This is a genomic window from Streptomyces sp. NPDC005266, from assembly GCF_040607655.1.
GTDB lineage: Bacteria > Actinomycetota > Actinomycetes > Streptomycetales > Streptomycetaceae > Streptomyces.
Window position 1 is genome coordinate 214647 of sequence record NZ_JBEXHC010000009.1, and the last position, 13578, is coordinate 228224.

10 protein-coding genes and 2 pseudogenes are annotated in these 13578 nt (G+C 72.7%); 6 read left to right on the forward strand and 6 right to left on the reverse strand.

Going from position 1 to position 13578, the window contains the following annotated elements; all coding sequences use genetic code 11:
- Window positions 1–8 precede the first annotated feature (8 nt).
- Both ABZU99_RS19470 and ABZU99_RS19475 read left to right on the forward strand, forming a co-directional pair.
- Window positions 9–404: a DUF742 domain-containing protein gene (locus ABZU99_RS19470; RefSeq protein ID WP_355952565.1), complete on the forward strand. Its 396-nt coding sequence runs from the start codon at window positions 9–11 to the stop codon at window positions 402–404.
- Window positions 385–978 (forward strand): ATP/GTP-binding protein, encoded by a 594-nt coding sequence (locus ABZU99_RS19475; protein ID WP_355952567.1) that lies wholly within the window; start codon window positions 385–387, stop codon window positions 976–978. Before ABZU99_RS19470 ends, ABZU99_RS19475 begins: the two co-directional genes overlap by 20 nt.
- Window positions 979–1054: 76 nt before the next feature.
- On the opposite strand, the gene glpK is transcribed toward ABZU99_RS19475, so the two are convergent.
- From glpK to ABZU99_RS19490, 3 genes and pseudogenes are all read right to left on the reverse strand, one after another.
- Complete coding sequence (gene glpK / locus ABZU99_RS19480; protein ID WP_355955041.1) at window positions 1055–2599, reverse strand: glycerol kinase GlpK; 1545 nt, start codon at window positions 2597–2599, stop codon at window positions 1055–1057.
- Window positions 2600–2613: 14 nt separating this feature from the next.
- On the reverse strand, window positions 2614–3339 hold the full coding sequence (locus tag ABZU99_RS19485) for an MIP/aquaporin family protein (RefSeq protein WP_355955044.1): 726 nt from the start codon (window positions 3337–3339) through the stop codon (window positions 2614–2616).
- A gap of 222 nt (window positions 3340–3561) precedes the next feature.
- Window positions 3562–3756, reverse strand: a pseudogene (locus tag ABZU99_RS19490) (lipid-transfer protein); the annotation flags it as partial.
- On the opposite strand from ABZU99_RS19490, the pseudogene ABZU99_RS19495 reads away from it, so the two are divergent.
- Window positions 3751–3867 (forward strand): annotated as a pseudogene (locus ABZU99_RS19495) (ABC transporter permease); the annotation flags it as partial. The pseudogenes ABZU99_RS19490 and ABZU99_RS19495 sit on opposite strands and share 6 nt — an antisense overlap.
- Window positions 3868–3874: 7 nt before the next feature.
- Here the strand turns inward: ABZU99_RS19495 and ABZU99_RS19500 are convergent.
- A complete protein-coding gene (locus tag ABZU99_RS19500) occupies window positions 3875–4678 on the reverse strand; it encodes a M15 family metallopeptidase (protein ID WP_355955047.1) in 804 nt (267 codons plus the stop codon).
- A 251-nt stretch (window positions 4679–4929) separates the two neighbouring features.
- A complete protein-coding gene (locus tag ABZU99_RS19505) occupies window positions 4930–7368 on the reverse strand; it encodes a glycoside hydrolase family 31 protein (RefSeq protein ID WP_356049133.1) in 2439 nt (812 codons plus the stop codon).
- 224 nt (window positions 7369–7592) lie between these two features.
- On the opposite strand from ABZU99_RS19505, the gene ABZU99_RS19510 reads away from it, so the two are divergent.
- The gene (locus ABZU99_RS19510; RefSeq protein WP_355955053.1) at window positions 7593–9611 is read left to right on the forward strand and encodes an acetoacetate--CoA ligase; all 2019 of its coding nucleotides are present in this window, start codon (window positions 7593–7595) and stop codon (window positions 9609–9611) included.
- Between the two features lie 29 nt (window positions 9612–9640).
- Here ABZU99_RS19510 and ABZU99_RS19515 read toward each other — a convergent pair whose 3' ends face one another.
- Window positions 9641–10960 carry an aminotransferase class I/II-fold pyridoxal phosphate-dependent enzyme gene (locus ABZU99_RS19515; protein WP_355955056.1) on the reverse strand — a complete coding sequence of 440 codons (1320 nt, stop codon included), beginning with the start codon at window positions 10958–10960 and terminating at the stop codon, window positions 9641–9643.
- 47 nt (window positions 10961–11007) lie between these two features.
- On the opposite strand from ABZU99_RS19515, the gene ABZU99_RS19520 reads away from it, so the two are divergent.
- On the forward strand, window positions 11008–12285 hold the full coding sequence (locus ABZU99_RS19520; protein ID WP_356049132.1) for an MFS transporter: 1278 nt from the start codon (window positions 11008–11010) through the stop codon (window positions 12283–12285).
- Between the two features lie 163 nt (window positions 12286–12448).
- Window positions 12449–13276 carry a hypothetical protein gene (locus ABZU99_RS19525; protein ID WP_356049131.1) on the forward strand — a complete coding sequence of 276 codons (828 nt, stop codon included), beginning with the start codon at window positions 12449–12451 and terminating at the stop codon, window positions 13274–13276.
- The last annotated feature ends 302 nt before the right edge of the window (window positions 13277–13578 follow it).

The window sequence follows — 13578 nt, forward strand, 5'->3', positions numbered from 1 at the left end:
CGGGGGACATGACCGGAGACGGGGAAAGCGCCGCCCGCTGGTTCGACGACGCGGCGGGACCGGTGGTCCGGCCCTACGCGATGACGCGGGGACGCACCCGCAGCGCGGCCGAGGGCAAGCTCGACCTGATCGCCGTCGTCGTCGCCGACAGCACGGACCAACGGAGCGTCACCGACCAGACGTTGTCCCCGGAACACCTCGACATCGTCGAACGCAGTCGGGACACCCCGCAGTCCGTCGCCGAACTGGCGGCCGAGCTCGACCTTCCGGTCGGCGTGGTCCGCGTGCTGATCGGTGACCTGCTCCACGCGGCACTCGTCCGAGTGTCCCGGCCCGTACCTCCGGCGGAACTGCCGGACGAGAGGATTCTGCGCGAGGTGATCAATGGGCTACGGGCACTCTGACCGAGGCCGCTCTCACATCATCGAACCCGTGACGCTCAAGATACTGGTGGCGGGGGGGTTCGGTGCGGGCAAGACGACCCTGGTGGGCGCGGTCAGCGAGATCAAACCGCTGCGCACGGAGGAGCTGCTCACCGAGGCGGGCCGGCCGGTCGACGACATCGCGGGGGTGGAGTCCAAGACGACCACCACCGTCGCCATGGACTTCGGGCGCATCACGCTCCGCGAGGACCTGGTGCTCTACCTCTTCGGCACACCGGGGCAGGACCGGTTCTGGTTTCTGTGGGACGAGCTGGCGACCGGCGCGCTGGGCGCGGTGGTGCTCGCCGACACCCGTAGGCTGGAGGACTGCTTCGCCGCCGTCGACTACTTCGAGCGGCGCGACATCGCCTTCACGGTGGCCGTCAACTGCTTCGAGGGCGCCGAGATCTACCCGGAGGAGTTGGTGCGCGACGCGCTCGACCTCGACCCGGGGACGCCGGTCATCATATGCGACGCCCGCGAGCGGGAGTCCGTCAAGGAAGTGCTGATCTCCGTGGTGGAGCACGCGATGCTCGCCTCCGCCACCCGCCGCTAGGGAGCGCGCCACGGCCCGTACTCCGCCGTCCGGGGTACGGGCCGCGGCATCGCGTGCACCGTGTTCGTGAAAGGTGCTACGCGTGGCCCTCGGCGCTCTGTGCAGCCTGGTCTTCCTTGTGCCAGCCGAAGCTGCGCTCCACCGCCATGCGCCAGTTGCCGTACTCGCGCTCGCGCTCCTCGGCGCCCATCCGCGGGGTCCATTCGGTGTCCCGCTGCCAGTGCGCCCGCAGCTCGTCGAGGTCCTGCCAGACGCCGGTGGCGAGCCCGGCCGCGTACGCCGCGCCCAGACACGTGGTCTCGGCCACCACCGGGCGGATCACCGGTACGCCCAGCACATCCGCCTGATGCTGCATCAGCAGCCCGTTCGCGGTCATCCCGCCGTCGACCTTCAGCGAGGTGATCCGTACCCCGGAGTCCTGGTACATCGCGTCCACCACCTCGCGCGTCTGCCAGCTGGTCGCCTCCAGCACGGCGCGCGCCAGATGTGCCTTGGTGACATAGCGGGTGAGGCCGGTGACCACGCCCCGGGCGTCCGAGCGCCAGTACGGGGCGAAGAGTCCGGAGAAGGCCGGGACGATGTACGCACCGCCGTTGTCGGCCACGCTCGCGGCCAGCGGTTCGATCTCATCGGCGGAGCGGATGATCCCCAACTGATCGCGGAACCACTGCACCAGCGCGCCGGTGATCGCGATCGACCCCTCCAGACAGTAGACGGGCCGCTCGCCGCCGAGCCGGTAGCCCATCGTCGTCAACAGCCCGCTCTTGGAGGGCACCGGACGGTCGCCGGTGTTGAGCAGCAGAAAGCTGCCGGTGCCGTAGGTGTTCTTGGCCTCGCCGACGCCGTAGCAGGTCTGGCCGAAGACGGCGGCCTGCTGATCACCGAGCGCGGAGGCCACCGGCACCCCGGCGAGCTGCCCGACCGCCGTGCCGTACACCTCGGCCGAGGAGCGGATCTCGGGCAGCATCGCCTCGGGAAGGTTCATGGCGGCCAGGATCGAGGTGTCCCACTGGAGGGTTTCCAGGTCCATCAGCAGGGTGCGCCCGGCGTTGGTCACATCGGTGACATGCACGCCGCCGTCGGTGCCGCCGGTGAGGTTCCAGATGAGCCAGGAGTCGATGGTTCCGAAGGCGATCTCGCCGAGTTCGGCGCGGCGGCGCAGTCCCGGCACGTTCTCCAGCAGCCAGGCGGCCTTGGGGCCCGAGAAGTAGCTGGCCAGCGGCAGTCCGGTGGTGTCCCGGAAGCGGTCTTGCCCGTGTTCGCCACCCAGTTCATGGCACAGGGCGGAGGTGCGGGTGTCCTGCCAGACGATCGCGTTGTGCACCGGTTTGCCGGTCGCGCGGTCCCACAGCACCGTCGTCTCGCGCTGGTTGGTGATGCCCAGGGCGCTCAACTGGTCGGCGCGCAGCCCCGCCTTCGCGAGCGCGCCGGCGACCACGGCCTGTGTCTTGGCCCAGATCTCGGTGGCGTCGTGCTCGACCCAGCCGGGCTTGGGGAAGATCTGGCGGTGCTCGCGCTGGTCGACGGCGACGGTGGCGCCGTCGTGGCCGAAGATGATGCAGCGGCTGGAGGTGGTGCCCTGGTCGATCGCCGCGACGTATCTGTCCGTGTTGTTCGGCATGGCGTCTCCTTCGGTCAGAAGGCTGCGTTGAAGACGAGACCCGCGAGCACGGCCCCGATCAGCGGGCCCACCACCGGTATCCAGGAGTAACCCCAGTCCGAGGGCCCCTTGTTGGGTATGGGGAGAACGGCGTGCGCCAGCCGCGGCCCGAGGTCGCGCGCCGGGTTGATGGCGTAGCCGGTCGGCCCGCCGAGGGAGAGGCCGATGCCGACCACCAGGAAGGCCACGATGAGGGTCTGTGTACCGGACGTGCCGAGCCCTTGGGTGAGGCCGAAGGCGAGGACCGGCAGCACCAGGGCGAACGTCGCGATGATCTCGGTGACGAGGTTGGCGACCGGGTTCCGGACCTCGGGGATGGTCGAGAAGATCCCGAGCGTGGGCAGGGCGTTGTCCCGGTCGGCGTTGGCCGCGAACTGCGCGTAGTAGACCAGCCAGGCGAGCACCGCACCGAGGACCGCGCCGACCATCTGACCGGCGATGTAGAGCGGAACCTTGTCCCAGTCGCCGGTGTCGACGGCGATGCCGACGGTCACGGCCGGATTGAGGTGGCCGCCCGAGAGCGGGCCCGCGGTGTAGGCCCCGGCGAGCACACCGAAACCCCAGCCGAAGGCGATGACGATCCATCCGGAGGCCTTGGCCTTGGAGTGGTTCAACGTGACGGCGGCGCAGACGCCGGCGCCGAAGAGAATCAGTATCGCGGTGCCGATGACCTCACCGGTGAAGATGTCCCCATTGCTCATGGCGGCTCCTAGGACCTCGCCCGGGGCGGACTGCCCCGGTCCTCCGTGCTGGGTCATTGCGAGCGTGCGGATGCATCGGAATCGCCCATGGGGGGTGAGCGTGGGGGAGTCTGCGCGCGGCGACGCCGACTGACACCGCAGCAGTGTTCACCGGCGGTCCAGGGGCGTCAAGGTGATGGACGGCAACGATGACCCGGGACAGCCGCCCGGCGTGCGCCCGGATCAGCGGACCGCCACGATCGACGCGCCATGGCCGAACAGCCCCTGGTCAGCGGTGATTCCGGTGCGTGCCCCCGCCGCCTGACGGTCGCCCGCCTGCCCGCGCAGCTGCCAGGTGAGCTCGCACACCTGGGCGATGGCCTGGGCCGGGACCGCCTCCCCGAACGACGCGAGCCCCCCGCTCGGATCGACCGGGATCATCAGGCACCCGTCGTCAACGTCGTCGCCGCGCTGCTCATCGCCCTGTCCGTGGTGCCCGTGTGCATCGCGCAGCGGCTGTCCTCGGGCACCGCGGGCGGGCGGCTGTGACGGGCGGTCAGTGACCGGTCAACGACCGGCGGGAGACCGGGAAGTCGAAGTAGGTGTCCGGGAACAGCTCCGGCTTGTAGGTGTAGTGCCACCACTCCTCGGCCAGATTGACGAAGCCGAGGGACTCCATGGTGCTCTTCAACAGCAACCGATTGGCACGCTGCTGCCCCGTGATCCGCGGGTCCAGGGTGTGCGAGAGCGTATCGAAGCAGTCGTATCCGGTGCCCATGTCCACGGAGTTGTCCGGGAAGCGCTCCGCCTGAGGGGCGTAACAGGGCACCAGCTTCTCACCCGGCACATACGGACGCGTGGGGAGCGCGGGCAGCTTCACTATCGTCAGATCCAGGGTACTGCCCCGGCTGTGGCCCGACTTCTCGGCTATATAGCCGTCCGCGAACAGCCGTGTCTTGTCCACCCGAGGATAGAACTCGTCCTTCATCCTCTGGTCGTCGAGGTCCTTGGCCCACTCCACGAAGTCGTTCACGGCGCGCTGCGGGCGGTAGCAGTCGTACACCTTCAGTGTGTAGCCGCGCCGCAGCAGGTGACGCTGGGCCTGATGCAGCGCCTCGGCGGCGGGGCGGGTCAGGACGCACATCGGCCTGCGGTAGCCGTCCACCCGGTGGCCGGTGAAGTTGTGCGGGGTGAAGTAGCGGATCTCCTGCCGGATCGTCGGATCCACATCGCTCAGGGCCACGAACTCCTTCGGGGCCTTGGGCTCGGCCGTCGCCTGCGCCGGGGCGGGGGAGGCGACGGCCAGCAGGGCGGCGACGGGCAGGGCGAGCGCACGCAGCGCGGCGGTAAATCTTGTCATGGCCCTTCCACCTATCAGCCACGCGGTCCGCGAACAACCCCATGCGGCCCGGCCGTTCCATCCTGGCTGCGACCGTGCGGCTGACCGTACCGGGCCGCCCCGCTACCGAGCACATCGCGCCGTGGCCACGCCGCGCCCGCGGCAGGGCGGTCGCACGGGCCCTTCGGCCGCCCACCACCGCCGAGGGCGCCTCCGGGCGGAGCGCCCGTGAGAGAACGGCGCCGCGCCCGGCCGGACACGCGGGCCAGAACCTAGCGGTGCCCCCGCGACCGGTTCGACGGTGGCGGCGGCACCTCGCCGCGTACCCGCAACGGGTACCCCGCCTCGCCCCCGTCTTCCCGCTCCACGCTCACCTCACCCCCGCGCAGCCGCGTGGCGAACCGCACCAGCTCGGTCTTCTCCCATCCGTCGCCCGCGTCCACGGCCAGCCACCCGCCCCCGCCGCCCTTGCGCCCCTGGCACGGCAGCCACACCTCCAGCTCCACCCCGCCGTCCGGGCCCGCCACCGGCACCACCGAACCCGCCCGCGCCAGCACCGGGATGTGCGACAGCGGAGCCTCCAGCTCCACCTGCCCGGGGCCCTCGTACGCCCGGCCGGTCGCCGTGTCGTACCAGCGGCCACGCGGCAGCCGGACCGTGCGCCGCTCGGCGCCCTCCTCCAGCACCGGCGCGACCAGCAGCGCGTCCCCCAGCAGAAACGCGTCCTCGCAGTCGCGCAGCTCCCGGTCCTTCGGCGTCCGCCACCACACCGGGCGCACATAAGGGGCGCCGGTGCGCCCGGCCAGCTGCGCCAGGGTCACAAAGTACGGCAGCAGCCGCTGCCGCTCGCGCAGCGCGGCCGCCGCGTGCTCCAGCACCCGCGGCCCGAACTCCCACGGCTCGCGCCGCCCCGCCGTGATCGCCGAATGGGTGCGGAACAGCGGCAGATACGCGCCCAGCTGGAACCAGCGCAGATACAGCTCCGGGGAGGGAAAGCCGGTGAAACCGCCGATGTCCGGGCCCGAGTACGGCACCCCCGACAGGCCGAGCCCGATCACCAGCGATAGCGAGGCGCGCAGTCCCGGCCAGCCGGTCGCCACATCGCCGGACCAGCTGCCCCCGTACCGCTGGAGACCCGCCCAGCCCGAGCGCGAGAAGAGGAACGGCCGCTCGCCGGGGCGCAGTTCGCACAGCCCCTCGTAACCGGCCCGCGCCATCGCCAGAGCGTAGACATTGTGGGCCTCGCGGTGGTCGCCGCCCCGGCCCTCCAGGGCGTGCCGCGCCGAGCGCGGCAGCGTCGGCTCGCCGAACGCCGCGAACGACACCGGCTCGTTCATGTCGTGCCACACCCCGGAGAAGCCCTGCGCCAGCCGCTCCGCGTACAGCCCGCTCCACCACTTGCGCACCCGCGGATCGGTGAAGTCCGGGAAGACGGCCTCGCCCGGCCACACCACCCCCCGCACCTCCCGCCCCCGGGCGTCGCGGACGAACACATCCTCCGCCGACCCGCTGTCGTACACCGCGTCGCCCGGCTCCGCCTTCACCGCCGGATCGACGATCGACACCAGCCGCACCCCGCCCGCGCGCAGCTCGGCGGCGAGCCCCGGCAGATCGGGAAAGCGCCCCCGGTCCACCGTGAACACCCGGTTCGCGGCGTGGTGGTCGATGTCCAGATGCACCGCGGACAGCGGCAGATCCCGCTCCCGGTAGCCCGTCACCACCCGTCGCACCTCCTCCGCGTCCCCGAACCCCCAGCGCGCGTGATGGTGGCCGAGCGCCCACCGCGGCGGGACCGCCGGAGCGCCCGTCAGCGCCGCCCAGCCCTGCAGCACCCGGGCCGGCGTTCCCGCGATCACCCAGTAGCGCAACGGGCCGCCGTCCATCCGTATCCGGCAGCCGCCCGGCCGGTCGTGCCCGGAGCCCGCGCCCTCCTGGCCCTCCCGCAGCGTGACCGTGCCGTCCCAGGAGTTGTCGTGGAACACCAGATGGGTGCCCGCGTCGGCCACCACCAGCTGCACCGGCATGGTCAGATACAGCGGATCGTCGCCGGGCTCGAAGCTGCCGCCGGGATCGGTGTTCCACAGCCGGTAGGTGCCGTCCCGCAGCCGGGGCCCCGACGCCCGCCCGCCCAGTCCGAAGAACCGCGCGTCCGCCGCCACCTCGGACCGCTGCAGCCAGCGTGCGCCCGCCCCGCCGTGCAGCGCACCGTCCTGCCCCGGGGCTCCCGCACCGGCCGGCTCCCACCAGCGCGGCGGCAGATCCCGCCGGAGCAGCACAGCGCCGGGGGTGCGCACCTCCACCTCGCCCGTCCGCGACACCGTCACCGTGACCCGCTCGGACACCACCCGCCAGCCACCGGCCGTGTCCGGCTCCAGCGCCACCCGCTCGTCCGCCTCCGGGCAGGTGCCGTCCAGCGCGTACGACGGCTCCGGCTCGGCCCCGTCCCAGCCGCAGAACACCGCCCCGCCCGCCGTCACCCGCACCCGCAGCGAGGACCGGGCGAACCGCACCACCCCGCCCCCCGGCTGCGGATCCGCCCCCTCCACCACCCCCGGCATCCGGGCCAGCTCCGTGCCCCGGCGCTCCAGCCCGACCGCGTCGGACCGCCGATGCCGCCACGCCGAGCGCAGGGACAGCAGCCCCTGCGCCGTACCGACGACCTTTACCGACCGCACCAGCTTCGCCCACCGCACCAGGTCACGCGCATCCATACTGATCACCCTGCCATTGACCGGGCCGGGTGCGGCCAGAGTTCAACTGCCGTTCACCCGTGGTCCGCCCACATCACCCCGGCCCTCGATGTGGAGTGGCGCCCCTGGTGCGTCAGTCGATCACATGGCATCGTCCTGCACGGACGCATACGACGCGGACGCATACGACGCGGTTGTACCCGACACGAGTGCAACCGACGCGGACAGCCCGGGAGCCGACACAGATGACCACCGCAGCGCACCCCGACCATCCGCCCCGCCCCCTGTGGCAGCCCGGCGCGGACCGGATCGCCCGGTCCCGGCTGACCCGCTTCCACGCCTGGGCCGCCGAGCGGTACGGCGCGCCCGCCCCGATCCCCGGCGACCCGGCCGCGGACTACGCCGCGCTGCACCGCTGGTCGGTGGGGGAGCTGGAGACCTTCTGGCGGGCGGTCGCCGACTGGTTCGAGGTGCGCTTCACCACCCCGTACGAGACCGTGCTGGCCGACGCCGCCATGCCCGGCGCACGCTGGTTCCCCGGCGCCACCCTCAACTATGCCGAGCACGCGCTGCGCGCCGCGGAGGACCCCGCCCGCGCGGAGACCCCCGCGCTGCTGTCCGTCGACGAGACCCATGAGCCCCGCCCGGTCACCTGGGCCGAGCTGCGCGGCCAGGTCGGCGCGGTCGCCGCCGAGCTGCGGCGCCTGGGCGTGCGCCCCGGCGACCGGGTCAGCGGGTACGTCCCCAACATCCCCCAGGCCGCCGTCGCCCTCCTCGCCACCGCCGCCGTCGGCGGAGTATGGACCTCCTGCGCCCCCGACTTCGGCGCCCGCGGCGTCCTGGACCGCTTCCAGCAGGTCGAACCGGTGGTGCTGTTCACGGTCGACGGCTACCGCTACGGCGGCAGGACACACGACCGCACCGAGACCGTCGCCGAGCTGCGCCGCGAGCTGCCCACCCTGCGCGCCGTCGTCCACATCCCGCTGCTGGGCACCCCAGCCCCCGAGTCCGCCCTGGAGTGGGACGACATCGTCCGCGACCCGGCGGAGCCGGTCTTCGAGCCGCTGCCCTTCGACCATCCGCTGTGGGTGCTCTACTCCTCCGGCACCACCGGTCTGCCCAAGGCCATCGTGCAGTCCCAGGGCGGCATCCTGCTGGAACACCTCAAGCAGCTCGGCCTCCACTGCGACCTGGGGCCCGACGACCGCTTCTTCTGGTACACCTCCACCGGCTGGATGATGTGGAACTTCCTGGTGTCCGGGCTGCTCGCCGGCGCCACCGTCGTCCTCTACGACGGCAGCCCCGGCTACCCGGACACCGCCGCCCAGTGGCGCGTCGCCGAGCGCACCGGGACCACGCTCTACGGCACCTCGGCGGCGTACGTCATGGCCTGCCGCAAGGCCGGGGTGCACCCGGGCCGCGACTTCGACCTCTCCCGGGTGAAGTGCGTCGCCACCACCGGTTCCCCGCTGCCGCCCGACGGCTTCCGCTGGATCCACGACGAGGTGGCGGAGGACATGTGGATCGCCTCCGTCAGCGGCGGGACGGATGTCTGCAGCTGCTTCGCGGGAGCCGTGCCCACCCTCCCCGTCCACATCGGCGAGCTCCAGGCACCCGGCCTCGGCACCGACCTCCAGGCGTGGGACCCGCAGGGCAAGCCGGTGATCGACGAGGTCGGCGAGCTGATCGTGGCCCGCCCGATGCCGTCCATGCCGGTCCGCTTCTGGAACGACCCCGATGGCAGCCGTTACCGCGACAGCTACTTCGAGATGTTCCCCGGCGCCTGGCGTCACGGCGACTGGATCACCCTCACCTCACGCGGCAGCGTCGTCATCCACGGCCGCTCCGACTCCACCCTCAACCGGCAGGGCGTGCGCATGGGGTCGGCCGATATCTACGAGGCGGTCGAGCGCCTCCCCGAGATCCGGGAGTCCCTGGTCATCGGCGTCGAACAGCCGGACGGAGGCTACTGGATGCCGCTGTTCGTCCATCTCGCCCCGGGGGCGACGCTGGACGACGATCTGCTGGACCGCATCAAGAGCACGATCCGGACGCGGCTCTCCCCGCGCCATGTCCCCGACGAGATCATCGAGGTCCCCGGGGTCCCGCACACCCTGACCGGCAAGCGCATCGAGGTCCCGGTCAAGCGGCTCCTCCAGGGAACCTCGCTGGACAAGGCGGTCAACCCGGGCTCGGTGGACAACGTGGAGCTGCTGCGCTTCTACGAGCGGCTGGCCCAGGCGAAGCGCCCGTCGGCCACCTGACGAGAGGGCGGGGGTGGCGGGGAGGGGCCTCAGCCCCCGTACGTGGCCTGCGACTCACCCAGCACCCCCGCCAGATCCGCGGCCAGCCGCTCCGTGTCCCGCACCGGCAGCTCCGCCGTCGTGATCCGCACCCCCGCCCCCGACGTCAGCCGGAAGCGGGCCCCGGCCGCGACCCACCAGCCGCGCGTCCGCAAACCGTTGACCACCGCCGCCTCGTCCCGGACCGGCACCCACACATTGAGCCCGCTCGCCCCGTGGGCGGCGATCCCGCGGGTCGCCAGCTCGGCCAGCAGTGCCTCGCGCCGCCGGGCGTAGGCCGAGCGGGCCCCGGTCACCAGGGACTGGGTGTCGGGATCGGCCATCAGCCGGCCGACCGTCTCCTGCAGCACATGGCTGACCCAGCCGGAGGTCAGCAGCAGCCGGCCGTCATGGCGGGCCAGCGTCGTCGGGTCGCAGGCGACCGAGCCCCACCGCAGGTCCGTCCCGAGGTGCTTGGAGACCGTACGCACCTGGGCCCAGCGGGTCAGGCCCCCCGTCGTGAGGCTGTGCAGCGGAACCCCGGCGATGTCCGCGGCGTAGTCGTCCTCGACGACCAGCACCTCGGGCGCGTCACCCAGCACCTCCAGCAGGGCCTCCCGACGCCCGGCCGAGAACCACCCCCCGTACGGATTCTGGGCGCGCGGGCTGCAGACGAGCGCGCGCACCCCGGCCCTGAGCGCGGCCCGCAGCGCGTCCGGCCGGATGCCCTCGTCGTCCACGGCCACCGGCACACTGCGCAGCCCCAGCGCCGGGACGAGATCGAGGAGGTGGTGGTAGCCCGGGTCCTCCATCGCCACCGCGTCGCCCGGTTTGAGCTCCACCGACAGCAGCCGGGCGACGCAGTCGAGCGCGCCCTGGGCGAAGGTGACATGCCCGCTGGGCACGCCGTCGCGCTCGTACCACGCGCGGGCCGTCTCCTCCAGACCGGCCAGCCGGGGCCGGGCGCGGTGCGGCCGGACTCCGGGGGACAGCCGGGCGGCCGGCAGCAGGGCGGGCAGGAAGGCCGGATCGGGGTGACCGCCCGCCAGATCGAGCACCCCGTCCGGCACCGGCGGCGGACGGCGTGAGGCCACCGACGGTGCCTCGGCGACGACCGTGCCGCCCCGCCCATGGGTGACCACGATGCCGCGTCGGCGCAGCTCCTTGTACGTCGTCGCGACGGTGCCGGGGCTGACACCCAGTCGCTCCGCCAGCCGGCGCACCGGTGGGAGGGCGGTGCCCGGAGCCAACTGCCCATCCACGACCCCCTCTTCGATCGATGCGGCGATCCCCTTGGCTGTCGTACCGCTGATCTCATATTGTGTCACCACAGAAAATATTATGTATCAATACAAAACTGAGTGTCAAGGGGGGCCACATGAAGAGAACTTGGCGGCACACGGCGCCGATAGCCCGTATCCCCGGCGGCCCGGACGGCCGCCGAATGCTGATCGTCAGCTTCGTCGACCGGGTCGGCTCGGGCCTGTGGGGCGCGACCGCCGCGCTCTACTTCACCTACGCCGCCGGGCTCACCACCGCCGAAATCGGCATCCTGCTCGCCGTCTCCGGCGCGATCGGCATCGCGGGCCCGCCCCTCGGCGGCCTCCTCGCCGACCGGATCCCGCTGCGCCCACTCCTCCTCGCCGTACAGCTGGTGCGCGCGGCCGCCTCGCTCGCCCTCCTCACCACCACGGATCTGCGCCTGCTGCTCGCCATAGCGTCCCTCGGCAGCCTCGGCGACCGGGCTGCCTCCGTCCTCACCAAGCTGTACGCGACCCGGGTCGCGGGTTCCGACCGCGCCCGCTACCAGGCCATCAACCGCACCGCCATGAACATCGGCTGGGCGGTCGGCGGACTCATCGCGGCCGGGGCGCTCACCGGGGGAACGGTCACCGTCTACCGCTGGCTCCTCATCGGCGACGCGCTCTCCTTCGCCGCCTCCGCGCTGCTCACGCTCCGCTGCGCCGAGCCACCGTCGTACAGTCGCGTGGCCGCCACCTGCACCGCGGAGCGGATACCCGACGCCGCACCGCCGCCCAATCCCTGGCGCGACCGCCGCTATCTGGCCTACACCGCCACCGAGGCCGTGCTCTTCCTCGACGACTCCGTCTTCAAGATCGGCCTGCCGCTGTGGGCCGTCACGGCCACGAGCGCACCGCACGAGCTCGTGCCGCTCCTCCTCGTGCTCAACAACGTGCTCGTGGTGCTCTTCCAGGTCCCCCTTGCCCGGTTCGGCGCCACCCCCCATACCGCACGCACCACGCTCCGGCCGCTCGCGGTGTCCTTCCTCCTCGGCGGAGCCGCACTGGCCGCCTCGACCGTGGGCGCGCGCTGGCTCGCCGTCGGCGCGCTGGTGCTGGCCGCGACCGCCTTCACCGTCGCGGAGATGCTGCACGCCACCATCTCCTGGGAGCTGTCCGTGGTCCTCGCCCCGGCCACCGCACAGGGCGCCTACCTCGGCGTCCACGGCCTCGCCCAGGCCGTCCAGCGCAGCGTCGGACCACTGGCGGTGACGGTGGCGATCGCGGCGGGCCCGATCGGCTGGCTCGGCTTCGGCGCGGCGCTGGCCGCGATGTGCGGCGCCCAGCGCCACCTGGTGCGGGACCGCGGTGACGAGGCGTTGTCAGTGGCCCCGGTTACGGTGAGTGAGCACTGAACGTCCGCGCTGAGGGGGAGTCATGGCGCACACAGGCAAGGGGAGCAGGGACCGGAACCGGCCGGGCACGCACCGGCCCGGCAAGCACAGGAAGACAAAGAAGCCGGCGAGGGCCGCGAAGCCCACCGCGCGGCGCGCCTTACGCAGGGAAGTCCCCAGCACCGTGGCCCTGTTGGCCGACGAGCGGGACTTCACGGCCATGCGGCGCTATGCGTCCTTCGCCTTCGACGACCACGCGCTCTATCTGCGGCAGATGGACGGGCTGCTGCGGGCGCTCGCGTCACAGGGCGTGCACACCACCGTCGCCCTCTTCGACCCGGTCGCCTACCAGGAGTACTGCGCGGACCTCCGGCTCGACCCGGACAGCCCCGCGAGCCGCACCCGTTACACGGCGGAGCTGGCCGCCGCGGGCGGCAGCGTGACCTATGAGGGCCAGCCGATCGACCGACTGGTCCCGCGGCTCATCGGCGTGGCGGAGGAACAGGCCACCTGGGAGTACGCCACGGCGCTGCTCTCCCAAGCGGGCGGCCTCGGCGACCGTGGCGAGGACATCGTCCGCGCCGCGCTCGACCTCGCCTCGGCCGCGCTCCGCGCGGTGGTCGAGGCGGCCGGACCGGGGGCGCACCATCTGGTGTGCAGCGTTCCGGCCGGCGGCACCTCGCTCGTCGCCGTGCTGCATGCCCTGGCGACGGGGGAGCGGCCGCCGCGCCTCGACACCTCCGCGGCGCAGCTCTTCCGCACCGTGTTGGCCTGCGGAATCGCACGCCAGAGCCCCGGCGGCATCGTGCTGCGGACCCTCACGCCCGGAGCCCCGGACGTGGTCCGCGGCTGGGCGCTGCTGGGCGGCTGGCTGCGCCCGCTGAGCGAAGCCGAGGTGTTCACCGCGTACTGCACCGACGCGGAGACCGGCGAGCCCATTCCGCCCGAGCACGGCGTCGAGTACCGGGCGGGCATCCCGCTCGCCCGCCCCGAAGGAGACAAGGGCGTCTGAGACAAAGGCGTCGCAGACAAGGGCGTCCCGCCGCGAGCACCGCGGCGGGACGCCCTTGGGGACGGACCCTGGTCGTCGGCTCACTCGCCGGACAGCACCGCCTGCGCCGCCCGGCGGGCATCCTCGGCCGTGTCCGCCGCGTGCGCCGCGGAGGCGGCCCGCTCGCACTGGGCGAGCGTGTGCTTCGCCAACCGCGGCGGGGCGCCTTTGGGGACGGACCCTGGTCGTCGGCTCACTCGCCGGACAGCACCGCCTGCGCCGCCCGGCGGGCATCCTCGGCCGTGTCCGCCGCGTGCGCCGCG